Annotated in this window: 24 protein-coding genes; 9 read left to right on the forward strand and 15 right to left on the reverse strand. The window is 63.1% G+C overall.

Going from position 1 to position 19,219, the window contains the following annotated elements; translation table 11 throughout:
• Positions 1 to 48: 48 nt before the first annotated feature.
• Positions 49 to 462: a hypothetical protein gene (locus tag FYC77_RS09800; protein WP_149081322.1), complete on the forward strand. Its 414-nt coding sequence runs from the start codon at positions 49 to 51 to the stop codon at positions 460 to 462.
• 123 nt (positions 463 to 585) lie between these two features.
• Here the strand turns inward: FYC77_RS09800 and FYC77_RS09805 are convergent, their stop codons facing one another.
• From FYC77_RS09805 to FYC77_RS09825, 6 genes are all read right to left on the reverse strand, one after another.
• Positions 586 to 936 (reverse strand): helix-turn-helix transcriptional regulator, encoded by a 351-nt coding sequence (locus FYC77_RS09805; RefSeq protein ID WP_149081323.1) that lies wholly within the window; start codon positions 934 to 936, stop codon positions 586 to 588.
• A gap of 69 nt (positions 937 to 1,005) precedes the next feature.
• Entirely contained in the window at positions 1,006 to 1,782 is a 777-nt protein-coding gene (locus tag FYC77_RS09810) for an NRDE family protein (protein ID WP_149081324.1), read from the reverse strand.
• A 95-nt stretch (positions 1,783 to 1,877) separates the two neighbouring features.
• Positions 1,878 to 2,291 (reverse strand): DUF371 domain-containing protein, encoded by a 414-nt coding sequence (locus FYC77_RS09815; RefSeq protein ID WP_149081325.1) that lies wholly within the window; start codon positions 2,289 to 2,291, stop codon positions 1,878 to 1,880.
• Between the two features lie 175 nt (positions 2,292 to 2,466).
• Positions 2,467 to 3,810, reverse strand: a complete 1,344-nt coding sequence (locus tag FYC77_RS09820) for an alkaline phosphatase family protein (RefSeq protein ID WP_149081326.1) — start codon at positions 3,808 to 3,810, stop codon at positions 2,467 to 2,469.
• A 151-nt stretch (positions 3,811 to 3,961) separates the two neighbouring features.
• A complete protein-coding gene (locus FYC77_RS20875) occupies positions 3,962 to 4,093 on the reverse strand; it encodes a hypothetical protein (protein WP_255455253.1) in 132 nt (43 codons plus the stop codon).
• 193 nt (positions 4,094 to 4,286) lie between these two features.
• Complete coding sequence (locus FYC77_RS09825) at positions 4,287 to 4,820, reverse strand: inorganic diphosphatase (RefSeq protein ID WP_149081327.1); 534 nt, start codon at positions 4,818 to 4,820, stop codon at positions 4,287 to 4,289.
• Positions 4,821 to 5,016: 196 nt separating this feature from the next.
• On the opposite strand from FYC77_RS09825, the gene FYC77_RS09830 reads away from it, so the two are divergent.
• Positions 5,017 to 5,376: a PadR family transcriptional regulator gene (locus FYC77_RS09830; protein WP_124194862.1), complete on the forward strand. Its 360-nt coding sequence runs from the start codon at positions 5,017 to 5,019 to the stop codon at positions 5,374 to 5,376.
• 16 nt (positions 5,377 to 5,392) lie between these two features.
• Here the strand turns inward: FYC77_RS09830 and FYC77_RS09835 are convergent, their stop codons facing one another.
• Together FYC77_RS09835 and rnhA are read right to left on the reverse strand one after the other, a co-directional pair.
• Positions 5,393 to 6,052: a DUF7108 family protein gene (locus FYC77_RS09835; protein ID WP_238386881.1), complete on the reverse strand. Its 660-nt coding sequence runs from the start codon at positions 6,050 to 6,052 to the stop codon at positions 5,393 to 5,395.
• 109 nt (positions 6,053 to 6,161) lie between these two features.
• Complete coding sequence (rnhA, locus tag FYC77_RS09840; RefSeq protein WP_149081328.1) at positions 6,162 to 6,755, reverse strand: ribonuclease HI; 594 nt, start codon at positions 6,753 to 6,755, stop codon at positions 6,162 to 6,164.
• A 162-nt stretch (positions 6,756 to 6,917) separates the two neighbouring features.
• Between rnhA and FYC77_RS09845 the strand changes: the two genes are divergently transcribed.
• On the forward strand, positions 6,918 to 7,880 hold the full coding sequence (locus FYC77_RS09845) for a transcription initiation factor IIB (RefSeq protein WP_149081329.1): 963 nt from the start codon (positions 6,918 to 6,920) through the stop codon (positions 7,878 to 7,880).
• Between the two features lie 182 nt (positions 7,881 to 8,062).
• Here the strand turns inward: FYC77_RS09845 and FYC77_RS09850 are convergent, their stop codons facing one another.
• Positions 8,063 to 8,293, reverse strand: a complete 231-nt coding sequence (locus FYC77_RS09850) for a hypothetical protein (RefSeq protein WP_238386882.1) — start codon at positions 8,291 to 8,293, stop codon at positions 8,063 to 8,065.
• A 249-nt stretch (positions 8,294 to 8,542) separates the two neighbouring features.
• A complete protein-coding gene (gene gfcR / locus FYC77_RS09855) occupies positions 8,543 to 9,193 on the reverse strand; it encodes a transcriptional regulator GfcR (protein WP_149081330.1) in 651 nt (216 codons plus the stop codon).
• A 145-nt stretch (positions 9,194 to 9,338) separates the two neighbouring features.
• Between gfcR and FYC77_RS09860 the strand changes: the two genes are divergently transcribed.
• Both FYC77_RS09860 and FYC77_RS09865 read left to right on the forward strand, forming a co-directional pair.
• Positions 9,339 to 10,613 carry an HAD family hydrolase gene (locus FYC77_RS09860; protein ID WP_149081331.1) on the forward strand — a complete coding sequence of 425 codons (1,275 nt, stop codon included), beginning with the start codon at positions 9,339 to 9,341 and terminating at the stop codon, positions 10,611 to 10,613.
• Positions 10,614 to 10,652: 39 nt separating this feature from the next.
• Positions 10,653 to 11,171 (forward strand): HAD family hydrolase, encoded by a 519-nt coding sequence (locus FYC77_RS09865; protein ID WP_149081332.1) that lies wholly within the window; start codon positions 10,653 to 10,655, stop codon positions 11,169 to 11,171.
• A gap of 165 nt (positions 11,172 to 11,336) precedes the next feature.
• On the opposite strand, the gene FYC77_RS09870 is transcribed toward FYC77_RS09865, so the two are convergent.
• Positions 11,337 to 11,570, reverse strand: a complete 234-nt coding sequence (locus FYC77_RS09870) for a DUF5822 domain-containing protein (protein ID WP_149081333.1) — start codon at positions 11,568 to 11,570, stop codon at positions 11,337 to 11,339.
• 121 nt (positions 11,571 to 11,691) lie between these two features.
• Between FYC77_RS09870 and panB the strand changes: the two genes are divergently transcribed.
• Positions 11,692 to 12,504: a 3-methyl-2-oxobutanoate hydroxymethyltransferase gene (gene panB, locus FYC77_RS09875; protein WP_149081334.1), complete on the forward strand. Its 813-nt coding sequence runs from the start codon at positions 11,692 to 11,694 to the stop codon at positions 12,502 to 12,504.
• A 110-nt stretch (positions 12,505 to 12,614) separates the two neighbouring features.
• Positions 12,615 to 12,821, forward strand: coding sequence for a DUF7511 domain-containing protein (locus FYC77_RS09880; RefSeq protein ID WP_149081335.1), 207 nt, complete (start codon positions 12,615 to 12,617; stop codon positions 12,819 to 12,821).
• 17 nt (positions 12,822 to 12,838) lie between these two features.
• On the opposite strand, the gene FYC77_RS09885 is transcribed toward FYC77_RS09880, so the two are convergent.
• A complete protein-coding gene (locus FYC77_RS09885; protein ID WP_149081336.1) occupies positions 12,839 to 13,615 on the reverse strand; it encodes an alpha/beta fold hydrolase in 777 nt (258 codons plus the stop codon).
• 184 nt (positions 13,616 to 13,799) lie between these two features.
• Here FYC77_RS09885 and FYC77_RS09890 point away from each other — a divergent pair, with 184 nt between their 5' ends.
• Both FYC77_RS09890 and FYC77_RS09895 read left to right on the forward strand, forming a co-directional pair.
• Positions 13,800 to 14,045: a DUF7127 family protein gene (locus FYC77_RS09890; protein ID WP_149081354.1), complete on the forward strand. Its 246-nt coding sequence runs from the start codon at positions 13,800 to 13,802 to the stop codon at positions 14,043 to 14,045.
• Complete coding sequence (locus tag FYC77_RS09895; RefSeq protein WP_149081337.1) at positions 14,042 to 16,303, forward strand: CDC48 family AAA ATPase; 2,262 nt, start codon at positions 14,042 to 14,044, stop codon at positions 16,301 to 16,303. The genes FYC77_RS09890 and FYC77_RS09895 overlap by 4 nt, the downstream gene beginning before the upstream one ends.
• Before the next feature lie 54 nt (positions 16,304 to 16,357).
• On the opposite strand, the gene bcp is transcribed toward FYC77_RS09895, so the two are convergent.
• From bcp to priS, 3 genes are read right to left on the reverse strand one after another with little or no spacing between them, the layout of a single operon-like run.
• Positions 16,358 to 16,843 carry a thioredoxin-dependent thiol peroxidase gene (bcp, locus tag FYC77_RS09900; RefSeq protein WP_149081338.1) on the reverse strand — a complete coding sequence of 162 codons (486 nt, stop codon included), beginning with the start codon at positions 16,841 to 16,843 and terminating at the stop codon, positions 16,358 to 16,360.
• 39 nt (positions 16,844 to 16,882) lie between these two features.
• Positions 16,883 to 17,833, reverse strand: a complete 951-nt coding sequence (locus FYC77_RS09905) for a hypothetical protein (RefSeq protein ID WP_149081339.1) — start codon at positions 17,831 to 17,833, stop codon at positions 16,883 to 16,885.
• Positions 17,830 to 19,005, reverse strand: a complete 1,176-nt coding sequence (gene priS, locus FYC77_RS09910; RefSeq protein WP_149081340.1) for a DNA primase small subunit PriS — start codon at positions 19,003 to 19,005, stop codon at positions 17,830 to 17,832. The genes FYC77_RS09905 and priS overlap by 4 nt, the downstream gene beginning before the upstream one ends.
• Positions 19,006 to 19,219: the final 214 nt, after the last annotated feature.

Here is a 19,219-nt window from a genome sequence, read left to right on the forward strand (position 1 = left end):
TTTTTGTATTGTTCGATTCATTACCGAGACACTGCGTTCATCCGTACCATGAAAATCGCACGAGACCAGGAAGTCGCGTTCGACGAGTTCTCGAGGGCGTGTGACCTCGCCGAGACGTATTTCGGCCGGACGATCGACGAGGTTGCGCTTCACGCGCCAGTCTCGCGACGCCAACTCGTTGCTGTCCTGGCTCGTGCACAGCTCTCCGGACGACAGCTGGCAGTCGACGGTCTGACCGAGGAGGGAAACGTCGTCTACCGGTCCGGCCACGAGACGTTGCTGTGGCTCGATGGCGGATTCTGGACCGATATGCGCGGCCGCCACCACCTGAAACCGGACGAGGGACGAGCCGCTCGTGAGGTCCACAGACGAATTATCGAAGCGATCGACGGCGATGTTGCCTACTACAATCGCGAGCGGGACCCGTTCGTGTTGATCGAACGGTTCGGCCAGTACGAGTGATACGGTTTCCTGTCAGTCGGGACCGCTGAACCCGCGACCCGCCTGCGGGTTCAGCGGTAACACGGTCCAGCAATCCGTACGAGTTCGTCTCCGGCGCGCCGAGAAACCGAGATCGCGACTGGCCTACTCTTCGTAGGCGAGGTTCATGATCCACTGCGAGAACGCGTCGCTGTTCGGATCGACCTCCTCTTCGCCGATAAACGGCGAGAGCATATCGCCGGCCATCAACAGCGTAAACTCGAGGTCTCGAGCGGTCGGTGTAATGTAGTAGGTGTTGTGCCCGGCGTAGACTGTCTCCTCGCGGTCGACGAGTTCCTTCTCGACGAGCGACTCGACGATACGACTTCCCTTTCTCGAGGAGACGTCCAGTTCCTTCCAGAAGTCACTCTGGTGGATACCGCCGGTCTCGCGAACGAGTTCGAGACCAGCCCGCTCGTCTTCGGAGAGTTCGGCTTCGATCGCGGAAACGCTCACGGTGACCACCTCGTCGTGCTCGCCGCTGGCGGGAGTGCATCCATGCGTCTAGGAGGAATAGGGAGCCGCTTAAATGTGCCCTTCGATATCCGCCATCGCACTCGAGATTTCCTCGTAAGCCGTCCGGCAGGGTGGACCCGGCGCGAATCGGTAGCTCGCTCCCTTGCCGAGTGCGATCAGCGACGACGACCGTGTCCCGAACCCGTCTCCGTGGATGCAGACGCCGTACTCGTGGTCCGAGAGTACGGCGGCCGCGCGCTCGAGCCACTCCGCCGGGGTTTCGGAGGGGGTCGAGTCGGCGTCGACCCGCGACGAGAGCGCCCGTCGGACTCCCTGTGCGTTCTCGGCCTGTGTTCTGGCCGCGTCGGACCGAGTGTCGGGAATTTCGACGTCGTCGTCGACTGCGACGTTGACGACGACGTGGACGCCGGGTTCGAATCGCGTCGCCGAGAGGTCACCGTCCCAGCGATAGCACGTCGCGTCGTCGGCGTCGGCGATCACGAGATAGAAGCCGTCGTACTCGTCGGTCGTCGTTGCCTCCTCGAGAACCGTTTCCGCCTCTGTCGCCGACTCGGCCTCGAGGACGTCTGCGACGAGCAGGCCGCGCGAGCGGTCCCCTGCGAGGGCGGTATCGTTCCACGCGTTCGTGATGCCCGCGAAGACGCCGAACTCGTTGTAGCCGATCCAGGTGCCGCCGGCCTCTCGGTCACGCGGTGCGATCGTCACCGGCTCCTCGCGGTAGACGCTGGGGGGATCCGAGTCGCGCTCGAGCGATTCGTCCCGGTTCGCGGCGACGACGACCGGCGCGTCCTCGAACACCCGCCAGGCGAGCGTGAGCGTACACACGCCGATACAGAGGGGGGCGATCCCCTTAACTTCGTCCCGCGTCGATCGTTGGCCGAATCGACGGCAGCGGCGCGTATTCGCGGACACAGAAAAGATTAGGCGACGGTGACCGTTACGGTCGCCGCCGCACCGTCCGCGAGCGCTTCGACGAGGCGACGGTCGACCCCCTCGGCGGCGAATTCGGCGTCGGTGAGGATCGTCCGGTCGTCGACGTACTCGCTCGTGCGGCCGACGGCGCTGCGATCGTTCGTGAGTTCGAGGTCCGGATCGCCACGACCCTCGATCGACTCCCGGTGGCCACCCGCCTCGATCGTGACGGTGATCGTCGCGTCGGCGTCGCGGCAGGCGTCGACGAACGCCGGATCGAAATCCGCGGGTGCGCGATCGGCCTCGATCGCGAGGATGCAATCTCCCGCAGGAGTGAGAAAGTCGTCCGTCGTCACCTCGAACGTGCTCGCGTGCTCGGCGCTGACGTTCTCGTGGCCTCGAGCATGAATGACTTCTTCCATACGCGGGGGTATGCTCTCACGCGGATAACGGATACGAATTTGTGGGACGGAAGCGAGTACGAACGCGTGGGCAGGAAAGGGGTTCACTATCGACGACTCGAGCGCTCCGCAGTCCGTCGTTTCGCCGGGTCCGCAATCGAGCCGGTGATCCCACCGGAACGGATAACAGTCCGTATCAGACAAGACTCGCGCCGTCGAACGCTCCCCGTCGGTACTCGATGTCCATCAAGTCGAGGATCGTTGGCGTGATGTCGAAGAGGTCGGCGTCGTCGATGGTCGCGCCGGGGTGGTCGATGTACAGTGCAGTGTCGTCGAAGCTGTGCATCCCGTTTCGCGGTCCGGTATCGAAGACGTCGGAGTCGGCCTTGAAACCGGATTTGAGGTCGAAGCCGTGGTTGGGAATCGCCACCAGATCCGGCGCGATGTCGTCGTGGTCGCCGCGGAACGCGGCCTCCTTTTCGACGACGCGATCGACGACCTTCCGGCCGTTCGGGCCCTCGAGGGACTCGAGATCGGATTTGAGTTCGTCGCGGACGGCGTCGTACTCCTCCTGGGGGACGGATCCGCGAGGATCTCGACCCTCGAGGTTGATATAAAAGCGGCCGGGAATAAACGAGTATACCCTCGTCTCGTCGGTGATATCGTCCAGTTCTTCGGGATCGTCGGTTCGAAAGGAGATCCACCCCTCCTCGCGGAGCCACTCGTTGCAGTGCACTTCGTAGTCGAGGCTGGTAAAGCCGTGATCCGAGGCGACGACAAGCGTGGTGTTTTCCGGCAACGTCTCGCGCAGTCGGCCGACGTAATCGTCGACCGTCCGGTAGAACTCGAGGAACTCCTCGCGGTACTCGCCGTCGCGTTCGTAGTCTTCGAACAGGAAGTGATTGACCCGGTCCGTGGTCATGAAGACGCCGAAAAAGAGATCCCAGTCGTCCTCCTCGACGTAGTGTTCGAACGCCTCGAAGCGCGCGTCGAGCGTTTCCTGGGCGTCCTCGATGAACTCCGTCTTGTCAGCCTCGTGGCCGAGTTTTGGGTTGACGTCGATCCGGTAGTCGATCGACTCGAGGTAGTCGCGGACGTCGTCGGGGTAGGCTGCCTTCTCGAGACCCGAAGAGAGAAAGCCCGAAACCATCCGCTGGACGCTGCGCTGGGGTGGGAAGGTGACGGGAACGTTCATTACGGTCGCCTGTCGGCCGTCCTCTTGGACGTGATCCCAGACACGATCCGCCTGGACGTCGCCGCCCATCGGAACGTAGGTGTCGTAGGTACCGACCTCCCGGTCTTGGAAGCCGTAGACGCCGGTTTCACCCGGGTTCTTTCCGGTCGTCAACGATGGCCAGCAGGCGCTCGATTCCGGCGGAACGATACTCGAGATCTCGCCCGCCGATCCCTCGTCGGCGATCGCGGCGAAGTTCGGGAACAGTTCCTCGTTCTCCGAGAGCAAACTGTACGGCACACCATCGACTCCGATAAACGCGACCCGCGGGGATTCGTCGCCCCGCAATCGATCGAACAGGCCCATGGCCGGTCGTAGTCCGACCGTATACAAGAAGGTTCGTTTCGAGACACTGTTCTGAGAAGGCGTCGAGATCCGTGGACGAACCGCCAGTAGGGAGGTCTCGTCTGTGGCAGGTGTGGCGGGCGAAGCCGAAACTAACCGGCGTCGAGGATTGTCACTCCGCTCGTCCACCGGGGGCGTCCGGATCGAAGTTCGTCGGGACGACCGTCGGGTGGGCCAGACCGGGACTCGAGTCCGTTCGCTCGCCGATTTCGGCGTCGTTGACGGACGGATCGGTTACTGCCATAACGGACGGACGTACGCCGACCAGCCGGATAAAATTACCCATGCTCATAACGCATGAGTTCTCGAGCGTGGATAACTCGAGTGAATCGGTCGAAGTCGATGGGCCGAGTGAGAGTCAGTCGAAGACGAATCGACCGGAGACGTCTCGGCCGGGAGAGAGTCGGTCAGGAGCGGCCGTCCAGCTTCCGACGGCGTTACCCGAACTGTTCCTCGTAGAGGTCCTGGGCGTGTTCGATGGCGTCGTAGGCGGCCTGTTTGTCCTCCCAGCCCAACGTCTCGACTTCCTTGCCCGCCTCGAGATTCTTGTAGGTCGCGAAGAACTCGTCGATCTCGTCACGCTGTTGCTGTGGAATGTCTTCGAGATCCTCGATGTGGTCGAATCGTGGATCCTCGCTGGGGACGGCGATGACCTTGTCGTCTTGCTCGCCGTCGTCGTCCATCTTCATCAGGGCGACGGGGCGGGCCTCGATGACACAGCCGGGGAACGTCTGGTCTTCGACGAGGACGAGCACGTCGAAGGGGTCCTCGTCGTCGTAGTACGACTGGGGAATAAAGCCGTAGTCGGAGGGGTAGTGGACGTTGCTGTGGAGGACGCGGTCGAGGACGACGCCGGGGACGTCCTTGTCGTACTCGTACTTGTTTCGCTCGCCTTTGAGACACTCGACGACGGCGTAGATCTCTTCTGGCGGGTTCGGTCCAGTCTCGAGGTCTTCCCAGAGATTGACCATGTACGCTGAGAGTCGGCGGTGGATCAAAAAGTACTTTCGTAATCACGTTTGAAGCACAAGTGACGGCTACCAGACAGCCGACAGACGCGACCGGTCGGGAACCGTTCGACCGCCATCTGCGGAAAGACGGCGTCTGACCGTCCGTAAGACCAAATAGTTGGCAAGTCTTAAATAGTCTGGTGACATTTACAGAAGTATGTCAGAGGCACAATCAATCACCGGCGAACAGAGCATTGCACGGGAACTCACCGCGTTCCAGACCAACATCCTCACCATCCTCGCGAAGGAGCCGATGTACGGGCTGGCGATCAAGCGCGAACTCGAAGAGTACTACGGGACCGAAGTCAATCACGGTCGACTCTACCCGAACCTCGACGAACTCGTCGAACTCGGGCTGGTCGAAAAGAGCGAACTCGACAAGCGAACGAACCAGTACTCGCTGACCGACGACGGCTACGACGCTGTCTTGGACGGCGTCCGCTGGACGCTCTCGAAGGTCGTCACCGGCGACGACCGTGCCGACGAGATCCGCGATATCGTCGACGAGAGCTACTGAACTCCGAACGAGCGGTCTACCGAATCCGGAACTCGGGCACCGGTTCGTCGGCCGTCTCGTAGACCAACTCGATCGATTCTTCGACGACGTCACGCTGGGCTGGCGACGGCCACGCGTTGCGGACGAAATACTCCGTACAGAACTCCGAGAGCTCCGGGCCAGTCAGCGACTCGATCCGTTTCGCGTAGTGGTTCCCGACGAAATCCGCGAGCGCGCTCGCGTTCGCCCCGTGGACGTCGCCGTGGCGCTTGGCGACCTGCGCGACGAGTTCGCGGTTGTGTTCGTCGACGGCACTCCAGTCGTCCGGATCGCCCGCCCCCTCGAGTGACACCTCGATCGCTCGTGAGACGTCTTCGATCCGGTCGGTTCTCACGACGTCACCATCGCGCCACTCCTCGGGATAGAGCACGAGCACCGCGTCGCCGTCGTCCTCGCGGATCCTGGCGGTGAATCCGTACGGCTCGAGGAGGTCGTCACGACGACGCTTCCGTGCTGTCGTCTCGTTTTCGTCGGGCGTCGAGCGCGCGATGCGGGTGAGCCGTTCGACCTTGCTGACGACGTCCGCAGGGACCTCCTCGTCACCGTCGGCTCCGCCCGTGTCCGCGTTGCCGCCCTCGTAGTCGGTCCCACCCTCGTGATCGATGCCGGGCCCGTCTAATCCATCGAAATTGCTCATGGACGATGGTTCGTCCTCGAGGGTCTTTCCGTGCTCGATTTCGTCGTCGGTCGTCGGCGACCGAATCACGAGACGAAAGCCGGTGGCGGAGAGGGACGTGTTGATGGGATCACTGCTGGTCCATCGCTTCGTTCGCCAGGGCGTCCGCGCGGTCGTTGACCTCGCGTGGGACGTGCTCGAGCGTCCACTCGTCGAACGACCGCAGGAGTTCGTGGACGGTGACGCGGCGCTCGCGAAGCTCCGGGTTGTTGGTGTCGTACTCGCCGCGGACCTGCTTGACGATCAGTTCGGAGTCTCCGCGGACGTGGATCTCGTCGTAGCCGTAGTCGCGGGCGGCCTCGAGGGCGGCGATCAACGCCTCGTACTCGGCCTGGTTGTTCGTCGCGCGTCCGATCGTCTCGCTTCCCTCAGCGACGATCCCCTCGCTCGTGACGACCACCCAGCCGATCCCCGCGGGGCCGGGGTTGCCGCGCGCGCCGCCGTCGAAGTAGACATGTGCGCGGCCACCCCCCTCCCGGAGGATCGCTTCGAGATCCCGCGGAGCCCCACCCTGGACGACGACTTTGTCGTCGTAGGCGACCGCGGTCGCGTCCCCGCGGCTCGCCCGCCAGCGCTCGTGGTCGGTGTTTCCGGGTTCGACGGTCACACCCGCTTGCTCGAGGCGGTCGCGGGCGGCGTCGACGTCGCATTCGATAACCGGCATTCGTCCCGTCCATCGCCGAGTTCCGGATAAAGTCTTTCCGGTTTCAAATCGCAAACTCGACCGTTGAGGCGCTCTATCGCCGATTATTGGCGGATATCCGTCGACAGGTGAAAACGGAGTCCAAGGGTTTATATATTGTGGTGATACTACTATAAAAGTGCGATGACACGGTCCACCCGCCAGCGGGAGCGAACGCGTGAGATGGACGAGACCGAGGATCAAGAAGGGGTACGTGCCTGCCCCGAGTGTGACTCGGAGAATCTCGTTAAGGACTCCGACCGGGGTGAGCTCATCTGTGAAGACTGTGGGCTCGTCGTGGAAGAGGAGAAGATCGACCCCGGCCCTGAGTGGCGGGCGTTCAACCACCAGGAACGCCAAGAGAAGTCCCGCGTCGGCGCCCCAACGACACAGACGATGCACGACAAGGGGCTCACGACGACGATCGACTGGAAGGACAAAGACGCCTACGGTCGCTCTATTTCCTCGAAAAAGCGCAGTCAGATGCATCGACTGCGCAAGTGGCAAGAGCGCATTCGAACCAAAGACGCCGGCGAACGAAACCTGCAGTTCGCGCTCTCCGAGATCGATCGGATGGCCTCGGCACTCGGCGTCCCGCGTTCGGTTCGCGAGGTCGCGTCGGTAATCTACCGACGCGCGCTCAAAGAGGACCTCATCCGTGGCCGCTCGATCGAGGGCGTCGCGACGTCGGCCCTCTATGCGGCCTGTCGAAAGGAAGGCATTCCGCGAAGCCTCGAGGAGATTTCGGAAGTCTCACGCGTCGAACGAAAGGAAATCGGTCGGACGTATCGATACATCTCGCAGGAACTCGGCCTCGAGATGCGACCCGTCGACCCGAAAAAGTACGTCCCGCGCTTCTGTTCTGAACTCGAACTGTCCGAGGAAGTCCAGACCAAGGCCAACGAGATCATCGAGAAGACGGCCGAGGAAGGCCTACTCTCGGGTAAGTCACCGACCGGATACGCCGCCGCGGCGATCTACGCCGCGTCGCTTCTCTGTAATGAGAAGAAGACCCAGCGTGAGGTCGCTGACGTCGCACAGGTGACGGAAGTGACGATCCGGAACCGGTATCAAGAACAGATCGAAGCGATGGGCATCCACGGCTAGTCGCGTCTTCACACGTTTTTTGAGCGCTCGAGACGAAACTCGGGAGAGATCCGTCTCGCACTCGGTGCAAAAGACGAGTTAGCGGTGGATCGACGCGGCTCACGACGAACGGATCCCGGAAGCGATCTTCGGCTTCACGGAGGCTTTCGATGAGCGGTCCCGTGCTTGCTATGCCTTCGACCCTACTCTTCGCCCGCGTCGTCACCGTTCTCTTCGTCCATCGCGTCGTCACCGTTCTCTTCGTCTGCGGGATCGTCCTCCGGATCGTCTGCCGGGTCGTCGTTTTCCGGTGACGTGTCGTCGGCTTCACCGGGACCTTCGTCACCACAGCCTGCAAGTGCGGTCACACCGGCTGCTGCAGTCAACGCGATCGCTCGACGGCGAGTCAGGCGGTCTGTGTACGTCATAGCCATCGAGTTCGACCTGGCGGGAGGACAAGAGAATGTGGGACATACAGCACTCGCTCGAGTTTCAAACGACTGTTACATGCGCACGATTCGCCGCGATAGGAAACGGTTCGTCGGGATCGAAATCGGAGTGTCGAGTGAGAAACACGCTTCGAGAAATCCGTCCGCCACCGACGCTCGTCCGTTCGTCAGCCAACGGTTGCTTACGAGCGCAACAGTGCTAACGCCCGTGGCTCGGACGGGCAGCAGACCGTCTCACTCCTCTTTGCCGACGCTGATGACCTGGAGGAGCGAGTAGACGGGAACGCCGTCGACCGCTTCAATCCCCTGTTTGTCAGCTAGTACGACACACGCGAGCGGTTCGCCCCCTTCAGCGCGGATCGCCTCGATCGTCTCGCGCATGGTCGTCCCGCTCGTGATCGTGTCGTCGACGACGTAACACTCGCGGTCGCGAATCGTCGCGAAGTTTCGGGAGAACGTCCCGCCGAGGTCTTCGATGTCGCCTTCCTCCCACTGGTGTTTCGCGGGGGTGTACGTTCCCAGATCCGTCTCGAGTTCGCGTGCGACGAGCGTCGCGATCGGCCCGCCAGCCTTCTCGATACCGATCGTCAGATCCACGTTCTTGCCGTGTTTGGCCAGTAAGTCGGCCATCGCGGCCGCGACGTGGCCCATTCGTCCGCTGTCACGTCCGATCGCCGACCAGTCGACGTGGATGTCCTGTGGACCTCCCGCAGGTCGATCGGTCTGGGTCTGGGATGGCTGATCGGTCGGGGCGGCGTCGCTTCGCTCGACGAGCCAGCTCGCGGTCTCCCGTGACACGTTGAGTTCGTCCGCGATCTCCCCTTTCGATAGTCCTCGCGCTGCAAGCTCCGCTGCACTCTCGATCAGATCGTCGACGTTCTTCATAACGGGAGGGTTCGGACGCCGATTTTATAGGCGTGTCGTCGTTCGCCCCTTGCCATCGGAGGAGGTTTCCGGATGCGAACCGACCCGAGACGGACCGAGGGCCAGGCGAAAACCTTCTATCGGTTACGTTCGACGTAGGAGTACGATGGAACGATACGATCTCGTCTACCGTCTCTACGACGAGTACGACACGGAAACGTTGCGGGAGTACCAGGAGTTCGTCGACATCTTTCCGGCGGTCGACTCGCGGGCGGCACTCGAGCACTGGCAGGACGCCACCGAGGAACTCGAGGTACGAAAGGACGAGATTCGATCCGCGTTCGCGACCGGCGAGACGTTCGCGGAGGTCGCCGCGCGGGCGAACCGCGACCAGGCGTTTACCGCACTCGACCTCCAGACGAAGTACGGGCGGGCCGTGAACGTGCTCGTCCTCGACGTCGACGAGACGCTTCGATCCGCCGGCGGGACGGACAACGAGATTCCCCGCGAAACGCTTCACGTCCTGACCGAGTTTCACGATGCCGGCGTTCCGATCGTCATCTGCACCGGCCAGACCTTAGAGAACGTCAAGGGGTTCGCCATCCAGGGGCTGGGAAGCGAGATCGTTCACTCGGGAACCCTCTCGATCGTCTACGAGGCGGGAACCGGGGTCTTTACCCCCGGACACGGTGCCGACACGAAGCAGTTGCTCTACGAGGACCTCGACGCGGAGATCAGGGACGTCTTCGACGACGTTCGGTCGCGTACCCTCCCCGAAGCCCCCGAACGGCTTCGCCGGGGCTGTCACCTCCAGGGCAACGAGTTCAACGTCACGATGAAGCCGAACTACGAGACCGGCTCCGCGAACGCGCGGGAGGTCATCGACGAGGCGCTGGTCTACCTGATCGACCTGCTCGCCGACGCCGTCGGTTCGGTCCGCGAGTCCAGCGCCGACGGAAACGGCGAGGGCGTCGTCGACGGTGAGACGATCGAGGACTGGACGCGAGCGTTCTACGCCGCACAGGACCCCGAGATCAGGGGCGTCCTCGAGGGGGAAGGTGCGTACCCCGATCTCGGTCCCGACGCCGTTCCCGACGCGCTCGCCGACGTCTTAGAGCGGATCGACGTCGCCTACTACGAGGCCGACGCGGCCGAGATCGGGAGCCTCGAGTTGAACAAGGTCGTCGGCGTCGAGCGCGCACTCGACGTGCTGGGGGTCGAGGACCCGTTCGCACTCGTGATGGGCGACTCGAAAAGCGACCTGCGGGTGATGCGGTGGATCGACGACCGCGACGCCGGCATCGCGGCCGCGCCGGAACACGCCTCCCAGGACACCCTGGAACACGTCCTCGAGACGGACGAACTCGTCTTCGACCAGGGAAAGAGCGTCGACGTCCTGCGGACGGTGTACGCGTTGAACCAACTGGCTCGACTCGAGTGAAGCCGATACTATATTTTCTCCGACCACTAACGAGTACCCGTGACCGAGTACGACGCTGTCGTCTACGATCTGGACGGGACGATCGTCGATCTAAACGTCGACTGGAACGCCGTCGCGACCGACGTCCTCGCGGTGTACGACGCCGCGGACGTCGAGCCGGGGGGGAACGACCTCTGGGAGCTGCTCCTCGGTGCCGACGAGGTCGGTCTGGCGGCGGAGGTCGAATCCGTCATCGCGAGTCACGAACGCGAGGGCGCGCCGACGTCGCCGCGACTCCGCCACGCCGACGAACTGCTCGAGCGGACGGTGCCGGTCGGCGTCTGTTCGTTGAACTGCGAGGAGGCCTGCCAAATCGCCCTCGAAGAACAGAACCTCCACGACGAAGTCGAGACGGTCGTCGGTCGCGACACCGTCGAAACGCAGAAGCCGGAACCCGAGCCACTGCTCGCAGCCGTCGACGACCTCGGGACCTCGCCCGAGCGGGCGCTGTTCGTCGGCGACTCCCCTCGAGACGAACTGACCGCCGAGCGAGCCGGGACGGCGTTCGAGTACGTGTAGTGTCAGCCCAGGTTCGATCCGACGAATCGGAGTCGCGTAGATATAGTCCCCACTGAAACGAATTACACACTGATCGCGGAGCCGCCTTGCGATCAGGTGTACATTGACGTTCAGTGGCTACTATCGTTCGAACCGCTACCGACGTCGTCCGTACTGCTGTCCCGGTCACTCGCTCGTCCGCTTGGCGTAGGCGAAGACGACGATGGCCGTGAGAAACCAGATGGGCGCGCCGATGCGGATGGCGAACTCCGCTCGAGCGCCCCACGTCGGGAGGTCGGCCGTCGTCGAGAGCACGGCGACGATAGGTGCCCCGACGACGATCGTCGCCACGAAGGTGACCTGCATCACCCAGCCGTAATCGACACCGTCGGGGGAGCTGCTTTCGACTGGTTCCGGCACGACTGTCTCTCCAGAGCCGTCCCTATTAAGCGTCGCGGGTCCGCGCTCGTTCCGGCTGCTCAAGCCGACGAGCGCGAGCCGAGAGCGACGACGTTTAACGCTCGCGGCCGAACGTGTGTCTATGACTACCGTTCGGGACGTCAGGAAAAACGATGGAGAGCAGCCGATCACCATGTTGACGGCCTACGACGCGCCGACGGCCGGGATCGTCGACGAGGCAGGCGTCGACGTCGTCCTCGTGGGAGATAGCGTCGGTAACGCGAGTCTCGGCTACGAGACGACGCTTCCCGTAACCGTCGACGACCTCGCACGACACGTCGGAGCGGTCTCGCGTGCGACCGAGGAGGCGCTGGTCGTCGCCGACATGCCGTTTCTCTCCTACGGCGTCGACGAAGGGGAGAGCGTCGAGAACGCGGGCCGGATGCTCAAAGAGGAGGGTGCCCAAGCGGTCAAACTCGAGACCGGACCACACACCGTCTCGCTCACCGAGACGATGACCCAGCTCGGCATTCCGGTGATGGCCCACCTCGGGCTGACGCCCCAACACGTCAACCAGTACGGCGGCTATCCGAGACAGGGGACCGATCCCGACGCGGCCGAGCGTATCCGCGAACTCGCGTTGGCCCACGAGGAGGCCGGCGCGTTCTCGCTCGTCTTAGAACACGTTCCGTCGAACCTCGCGGCGGAGGTGACCGACACCCTCGAGATTCCGACGATCGGCATCGGTGCCGGCCCCGACTGTGACGGGCAGGTGCTCGTCGTCGACGACGTGATCGGATTGAGCGAGTGGTCTCCCTCGTTCGCGAAACGCTTTGGCGACGTCCGCGGGGAGATGGAATCGGCCGTCGAGGAGTACGTCGCAGCGGTCGAATCCGGTGAGTTTCCCGGAGCGGAACACAGCCACGAGGAGGGGGATCTCGAGGACATCTACTGATCGTCCGGCGACCGGACACGGGGTACTAGGGGCATAATACAACTACAAGGAAGACCCCGTTGTATACCGAGAGAGTATATATACACCGTCCGCCGAATCCGTTCGTACGTATGCCACGCCCTACCACAGGGACGCTTCCAGTTCCCGATTCGGTCTCCAACGAGACCGCAATGCTCCGTCACGTGATCGTCGACCGCGAGGGTGAAGATATCGTCGTCTGTACGATGTTTCCACAACGTCTGGAAGACGGGGACGTCGAAACGCAGTGGCTCGGTGCGGAGGGGGAGTCGTTCGTCTCACTCGAGCGGATGCGCTGATCGAATCCGCGGCCACGTCAGTCTTCGAGCGTCCGCAGAAACGTCGTGACGGCTTCGTTGAACGCGTCGGGTCGTTCGAGCATCGAGAGGTGGCCCGCGTCGGAGATCTCGATCGTCTGGGCGTCCGGAATCTCCGTGGCGAGAAACTCGTGGAACCACGGCGGGGTCAGCCGGTCGTGTTCACCGTACACCGCGAGGACGGGGACGTCGATCTCCCCCAGTCTGTCACGAACGTCGAACGCGTGGCAGGTCCGAAAGTCCCGGTAGGTGACCGCCTGCCCGCAGTCGTACATCGTCTCGATCGACCGCTCGCGCAGCGTCGGGTCGGGGTCTGCGAAGAGACGACCCGGCTGGTGGAGAAACTCGACCGCTCGATCGAAGTCAGTCTCGAGCCACCGCAGCAGGTCGTCCAGGACGCCCATCCGTGCACCCGTTCCGGTCAGGACGACCGCGTCCGGGTCGAACTCTCGCTCGAGGAGGACGTGAACGACGACGGCTCCACCGAGTGAACTCCCGAGGAGGATGCGGGCGTCCGTACGCTCGACGACAGCGAGGAGATCGTCGACGTAGGCCGAAAGCGTCGGGTATCCAGCCGTTGCGTCGATATCCGTCGAATCGCCGTGCCCGCTGAGATCGAGCGCCACGATCGGGTTCTCCGCACCGAGCTCTCGCTGAAACCGCCAGAGGTCCCGCGAAGAGCCGCTACCGTGGACACAGCAGATCCGTGGCCCGTCCCCGCCCCGGTCGGTACTTTCGTAAGCGGTCCGCCGACCGTGATGTGATACCGTCTGCATAGCGTAGTCGACGAGAGGCGGCCGCATAAATGCTGGTCGCCGAAGCCGGTCCGACTGGGCGACACTCGCGACGACGATCGGCCTGAACTGCTAACATCGATCTTCTTGTCACACCACTGCTGTCCCCGTATTATTGGGAGAAAGATTTATATATAAGGGGCACTTACCTGTGGTTAGTTAAATGATGAACCTCGATCGATTCACTCACGAAACGGAACGGCCGGCCCGCCGGTACGAGTACGACGACTCATCGGTCGTGGCGGTCGATTTCGGCCCTGGTGCCGACGCGACCGTCGACCTCGTCGACGGAACGGTTATCGTCGTCCTCGAGGACGACCAGTTCGAACTCGAACTCCCCGAGGCGACAGCTGATGCGCACACGTTTATCAGAAACGGCGTGCTCACTGTCGAACTGGAGGCAGACCAATGAAACTCACCGTCAAACCCTTAAAGCAGAAAGACGCGGGTCGCGGACTCGCGGCGATCGATCGCGTCTCGATGCGAGAACTCGACCTCGAGAACGGGGACTATATCGTCATCACGGGCAACGGTGACGAGCAGGCCGTCGCACGTGTCTGGCCGGGCTACCCCGAGGACGAGGGACGAGGAATCGTCCGAATCGACGGACGCCTGCGCCAGGAAGCCGACGTCGGTATCGACGACCGCGTGACGATCGAACGCGCGGACGTCAAACCGGCGACGTCGGTGTCCGTCGCGCTCCCTCAGAACCTCCGTATTCGGGGGGACATCGGCCCGCTGGTGCGGGATAAACTCTCCGGGCAGGCCGTCACGGAGGGCCAGACGGTTCCGTTCTCGCTCTCGTTCGGTCCGATGGCGAGTTCGGGCCAGTCCGTCCCGCTGAAGATCGCGAGTACGTCCCCGAGCGGAACGGTCGTCATCACCGACTCGACGAGCATCGACATCTCGGAGACGCCCGCCGAACAGGTTAGTTCGGCCAGCGGCCCCTCCGCCGAAGGCGTCCCGAACGTCACCTACGAGGACATCGGCGGACTCGACAACGAACTCGATCAGGTTCGTGAGATGATCGAGTTGCCGATGCGCCACCCGGAGCTGTTCCAGCAACTCGGCATCGAGCCCCCGAAAGGCGTCTTACTCCACGGCCCACCGGGTACCGGGAAGACCCTGATGGCGAAGGCGGTCGCAAACGAAATCGACGCCTACTTCGAGACGATCTCCGGGCCGGAGATCATGTCGAAGTACTACGGCGAATCGGAAGAGCAACTCCGTGAGGTGTTCGAGGAGGCAGAAGAGAACGCCCCCGCGATCATCTTCATCGACGAACTCGACTCGATCGCCGCCAAACGCGAAGAGGCCGGCGGCGACGTCGAACGACGGGTCGTCGCCCAGTTGCTCTCGCTGATGGACGGGTTAGAGGAGCGCGGTCGCGTCACCGTGATCGCGGCCACCAACCGCGTCGACGACATCGACCCCGCGCTCCGGCGTGGCGGCCGGTTCGACCGCGAGATCGAGATCGGCGTCCCCGACAAGGACGGCCGCAAGGAGATCCTGCAGGTCCACACCCGCGGGATGCCGCTCACGGAATCGATCGACCTCGATCGCTACGCCGAGAACACCCACGGCTTCGTCGGTGCGGACCTCGAGTCGCTGGCCCGCGAGAGCGCGATGAACGCCCTGCGTCGCATTCGCCCGGAACTCGACCTCGAGTCCGAGGAGATCGACGCCGACGTCCTCGAGTCGCTACAGGTCACCGAATCCGACTTCAAGGAGGCGCTCAAGGGCATCCAGCCCTCCGCGATGCGCGAGGTCTTCGTCGAGGTTCCCGACGTCACCTGGAACGACGTCGGCGGCCTGGGCGACACTAAAGAGCGCCTGCGCGAGACGATCCAGTGGCCACTCGACTACCCAGAGGTGTTCGAGGCGATGGATCTCGAGGCCGCGAAGGGCGTGATGATGTACGGCCCGCCGGGCACCGGAAAGACGCTGCTCGCGAAGGCAGTCGCCAACGAGGCCGAGTCGAACTTCATCTCGATCAAGGGCCCCGAGTTGCTGAACAAGTACGTCGGCGAGTCCGAGAAGGGCGTTCGCGAAATCTTCGAGAAAGCGCGGTCGAACGCACCGACCGTGATCTTCTTCGACGAGATCGACTCCATTGCCGGCGAACGCGGCCAGCGCCAGGGAGACTCCGGCGTCGGCGAACGCGTCGTCTCCCAGCTGCTGACCGAACTCGACGGGTTAGAGGAACTCGAGGACGTCGTCGTGATCGCGACGACCAACCGACCGGACCTGATCGATTCGGCGCTGCTCCGTCCAGGGCGACTCGACAGACACGTCCACGTTCCCGTCCCGGACGAGGAGGGTCGCCGGAAGATCTTCGAGGTCCACACCCGCGGGAAGCCACTGGCCGACGCGGTCGACCTCGAGTGGCTCGCCGCGGAGACGGAGGGCTACGTCGGTGCCGACATCGAGGCGGTCTGTCGCGAGGCCTCGATGGAAGCCAGTCGGGAGTTCATCAACTCCGTCGATCCTGACGAGATGCCCGACACCATCGAGAACGTCCGGATCAGCCGGGAACACTTCGAACACGCACTCGAGGAGGTCAAGCCGAGCGTGACCGCCGAGACGCGCGAACGCTACCAGGAGATCGAAGCGGAGTTCAACACGGCCGAACCCGGCGAAAAGGACCAGCTCGGACGAACGTTCCAGTAGCGTCTCCCACACGAGCCGTCGTCACCAGCGCTATCGCGCCCTGTGTTGATTCACTCAGGTGGTCGGCTCGGGCGGACTGGACCGGGTTTCGATATCCGACAGCACCTCCTCGACGTGTTCGTCGGGGTCTACCCCCTCGTAGACGGCTTCGATTCGGCCGTCGGGTCCGACGACGTAGGTGTTACGGAAGACACCGTCGAACGTGTTGCCGAACATCCGCTTTTCGCCGTAAGAGTCGTAGATCGTCGCGACCTCGCCGTCCTCATCAGAGAGGAGATCGAACTTGAGGTCGTACTTCTCGGCGAAAGACGAGAGATCCTCGACGGGGTCGTCGCTGATACCGACCACGGCGGTATCGCGCTGGTCGAAGCGATCCAACGCGTCGTCGAACGCGCGGGCTTCGGTCGTACAGCCGTCGGTGTCAGCACGCGGGTAGAAGTAAACCACGAGCCGGCGGTCCGAAAAGTCGGACCGACGGACCAGATCGCCGTGCTGGTTGACCAGTTCAAACTCAGGAGCCGAATCGTCGACGTCGAGCATAGCCGTCCGTTTGCGTCGATAGTTGTATGCGTTGCGGTCTCACTCGAGCGGTTCGGCAGCCTCGCGATCGACCAGTGGCACTGCGTTTTGTTCCGGCAGGGTGACGACATCGTCGCTCGAGAGCGTGTACTCGCGGTCGTCGACACCGAGGATTGACCCGACGTCGCGGGTGATCTTAACGGTCATACGGTCGACGGTAGCGCCGTCGTTCGTCGGGGCACCGCCTCCGGCCTCCGAATCCGCGTAGTCGCCGCCGTTCGCGTCGGGTTTCGTCCGGTTCGATTCGGTTTCGGTCGGCTCCGATCCCGGTTCGGTACCACCCGTCGAATCGGTCGGCTCCGATCCCGGTTCGGTACCACCCGTCGAATCGGTCGGGGACTCAGTGGGTTCGGTTCCAGCGGCTCCGCCGGCCCCGCCCATAACGTCCGCGGGATTGATCGTACTCGAGTCGGTAGCGCCCTCGGAACCCGCGGTGACGGGTTCGGACTCCGTCTGTGAGGCCACCTCCGACTCGCGGTCCGTCGGTGGCTCCTCCGGTGGCGGTGCGGGCTCCTCGGGTGCGGTCGACGCGGTGTCCATCTCCGTCTCGCCGCCGCCGTCCTCGACACCCTCGAGGACGTCGAGAACGCGCGTTTTGTTCGATTCGATACGATCGACGAGGTCGTCGAAGAGGTCCGCTTCCTCGGCGGTGAGTCCCTCGTCGTTCGCGGCCATACCGGCCGCGGCGAGGCTGGCTTGTTTGACGAGTTTTCCCATTCGTCGCTCGTAGATGGCCTCGACGACGTCTTTCGCCGTCTCGATCTCGTCGGTGAGTCGGCCGACTTCGGGCGAGGAGAAGGGATCGTCGACCTGCTCGGCAACCCGGTCGCGCTCGTCCTCGAGGTCCGCGATGTACTCGCCGACCTCCTGGTAGAACGACGGACGCAGGTTCTGGAGGCTATCTTTCTGGCGCTCCTTGCTCTGGACCGAGCGTAACTCGTCTAAGTTCATTCTTTCTCCTTTTCAGCCCTGCCGCGTGCCATGAGGAATACGCCGACGTACTCCGGGAGTGACTGATCTCCCTCCGAGACCGTAAAGATATCGCCACCGAGTTCGACCTCGCCGCCGTCGGTAACGTCGACGGCGATCTCCTGTCCTCGGAACGTCTCCGGGACGGCGTCGGAAAGCGGCTCGAAGTCGTCGATCTCGTCTCGGTCGAGCCGGAGCGTCTCGAGGCCGCTCCCGCCGTGAAGGCTACCGGGCAGTCGGATGAGTCGGTTCGTGTCGGTCGTCACCGGTTCGTCGATCGGCGCGTTGTCCCGTTCGACGGCTCGCGAGGCGAACCGCTCGGCGAGCTGTGCGACCGCCGTGTGGACGGTTACGTTGCCCGCCTCGAGTTCCTCGCGGTTGTTCCGGGCCGCGTTCAGCGTCGCCTCGGCTTTCCCCTCGCCGATGCCGTCGAACGCCTGGAGACGCTCGAGGGCGGCCTCGTTCTCGAGGTCGAGTAACTCGTCGACGAACGCCATGAACTGCTCGTGGATGCGTTTGCCCCAGCCGCCGTCGATCCGAAGGTGTCGCCGCTCGGTCGGCGTCCGACGGCCGAGGCCGGCGACGGTTTCGGTTTCGATCAGCTCGTCGAAGTCGAGGCCGATCCCGCGAACGTAGTCGACGATCTCTCGGCGGTGTTCGCGCTCTAAGTGACGAACGTTCTCGTCGCGGATATGGACGTGATAGCCACGCCCACCCGAGAAGACGACTTCGACGTCCTCGAAGGCGAAATCGTTCTCGAGAAAGTCGAGCAATCGGAAAAGCGCGTCCTTACACGTCGCGAGCATCTCGGCGTAGGTATCCTCGCCGAGTGTTACGCCGGGGAGATGGTCGGCATCTAAGTCGAAGACGAGGTCGGCGGACTGCCAGTCTTTCTCCCCCATCGAACTCGCGCCGGGGTCGCGAAAGCGTCCCGCCGAGAAGTAGACGTGGCGGGGCCGTTTTCGAACCAGAAACTCAGAGAGGTCGCCGAGCTCGAGTAGCGAACGGTGGCGGACCATCGTCGTTCCGGGGCTGTCAGTCCAGGGGATAAAGCCCCACTCCCGTTCGTTGGCCGCAGGCGGCGGCGTGATCTCCGTTCGCCGGTAGTGGTCGCGAAATCGCCCCCGAAGATAGGCCCTCGTTCGCTCCTCCATGCGCCTCGGGTAGTCGTGAGTGGGGGAGTATAATCCTGCCGAATGCTCGAGCAGTCGAACCCGAATGTTTACATAACTGATATTTACACGTTCCGTGAGGGTGTTTAGCCTGTGACTGATACGGTATTTGACCAATGTTTTTTGGGCAAGTCGATTCGGACGAAGTCATCGATCACCGGTACCGAACGACAACGAACCGTATCAAAGATCACGG

Origin of the sequence: Natrialba swarupiae (genome assembly GCF_008245225.1) — an archaeon.
Classification (GTDB): Archaea; Halobacteriota; Halobacteria; order Halobacteriales; family Natrialbaceae; genus Natrarchaeobius; species Natrarchaeobius swarupiae.

What these genes read in the sequence shown, in the direction of transcription:
- FYC77_RS09835 (WP_238386881.1), bottom strand. Translation starts at nt 6,052, where the DNA reads ATGAGCAATTTCGATGGATTAGACGGGCCCGGCATCGATCACGAGGGT.
- FYC77_RS09880 (WP_149081335.1), top strand. Translation starts at nt 12,615, where the DNA reads ATGCCACGCCCTACCACAGGGACGCTTCCAGTTCCCGATTCGGTCTCC.
- bcp (WP_149081338.1), bottom strand. Translation starts at nt 16,843, where the DNA reads ATGCTCGACGTCGACGATTCGGCTCCTGAGTTTGAACTGGTCAACCAG.
- FYC77_RS09800 (WP_149081322.1), top strand. Translation starts at nt 49, where the DNA reads ATGAAAATCGCACGAGACCAGGAAGTCGCGTTCGACGAGTTCTCGAGG.
- FYC77_RS09850 (WP_238386882.1), bottom strand. Translation starts at nt 8,293, where the DNA reads ATGGCTATGACGTACACAGACCGCCTGACTCGCCGTCGAGCGATCGCG.
- gfcR (WP_149081330.1), bottom strand. Translation starts at nt 9,193, where the DNA reads ATGAAGAACGTCGACGATCTGATCGAGAGTGCAGCGGAGCTTGCAGCG.
- FYC77_RS09905 (WP_149081339.1), bottom strand. Translation starts at nt 17,833, where the DNA reads ATGAACTTAGACGAGTTACGCTCGGTCCAGAGCAAGGAGCGCCAGAAA.
- FYC77_RS20875 (WP_255455253.1), bottom strand. Translation starts at nt 4,093, where the DNA reads ATGGCAGTAACCGATCCGTCCGTCAACGACGCCGAAATCGGCGAGCGA.
- FYC77_RS09895 (WP_149081337.1), top strand. Translation starts at nt 14,042, where the DNA reads ATGAAACTCACCGTCAAACCCTTAAAGCAGAAAGACGCGGGTCGCGGA.
- panB (WP_149081334.1), top strand. Translation starts at nt 11,692, where the DNA reads ATGACTACCGTTCGGGACGTCAGGAAAAACGATGGAGAGCAGCCGATC.
- FYC77_RS09890 (WP_149081354.1), top strand. Translation starts at nt 13,800, where the DNA reads ATGAACCTCGATCGATTCACTCACGAAACGGAACGGCCGGCCCGCCGG.
- FYC77_RS09885 (WP_149081336.1), bottom strand. Translation starts at nt 13,615, where the DNA reads ATGCAGACGGTATCACATCACGGTCGGCGGACCGCTTACGAAAGTACC.
- FYC77_RS09830 (WP_124194862.1), top strand. Translation starts at nt 5,017, where the DNA reads ATGTCAGAGGCACAATCAATCACCGGCGAACAGAGCATTGCACGGGAA.
- rnhA (WP_149081328.1), bottom strand. Translation starts at nt 6,755, where the DNA reads ATGCCGGTTATCGAATGCGACGTCGACGCCGCCCGCGACCGCCTCGAG.
- FYC77_RS09815 (WP_149081325.1), bottom strand. Translation starts at nt 2,291, where the DNA reads ATGGAAGAAGTCATTCATGCTCGAGGCCACGAGAACGTCAGCGCCGAG.
- FYC77_RS09860 (WP_149081331.1), top strand. Translation starts at nt 9,339, where the DNA reads ATGGAACGATACGATCTCGTCTACCGTCTCTACGACGAGTACGACACG.
- FYC77_RS09825 (WP_149081327.1), bottom strand. Translation starts at nt 4,820, where the DNA reads ATGGTCAATCTCTGGGAAGACCTCGAGACTGGACCGAACCCGCCAGAA.
- FYC77_RS09820 (WP_149081326.1), bottom strand. Translation starts at nt 3,810, where the DNA reads ATGGGCCTGTTCGATCGATTGCGGGGCGACGAATCCCCGCGGGTCGCG.
- priS (WP_149081340.1), bottom strand. Translation starts at nt 19,005, where the DNA reads ATGGAGGAGCGAACGAGGGCCTATCTTCGGGGGCGATTTCGCGACCAC.
- FYC77_RS09845 (WP_149081329.1), top strand. Translation starts at nt 6,918, where the DNA reads ATGACACGGTCCACCCGCCAGCGGGAGCGAACGCGTGAGATGGACGAG.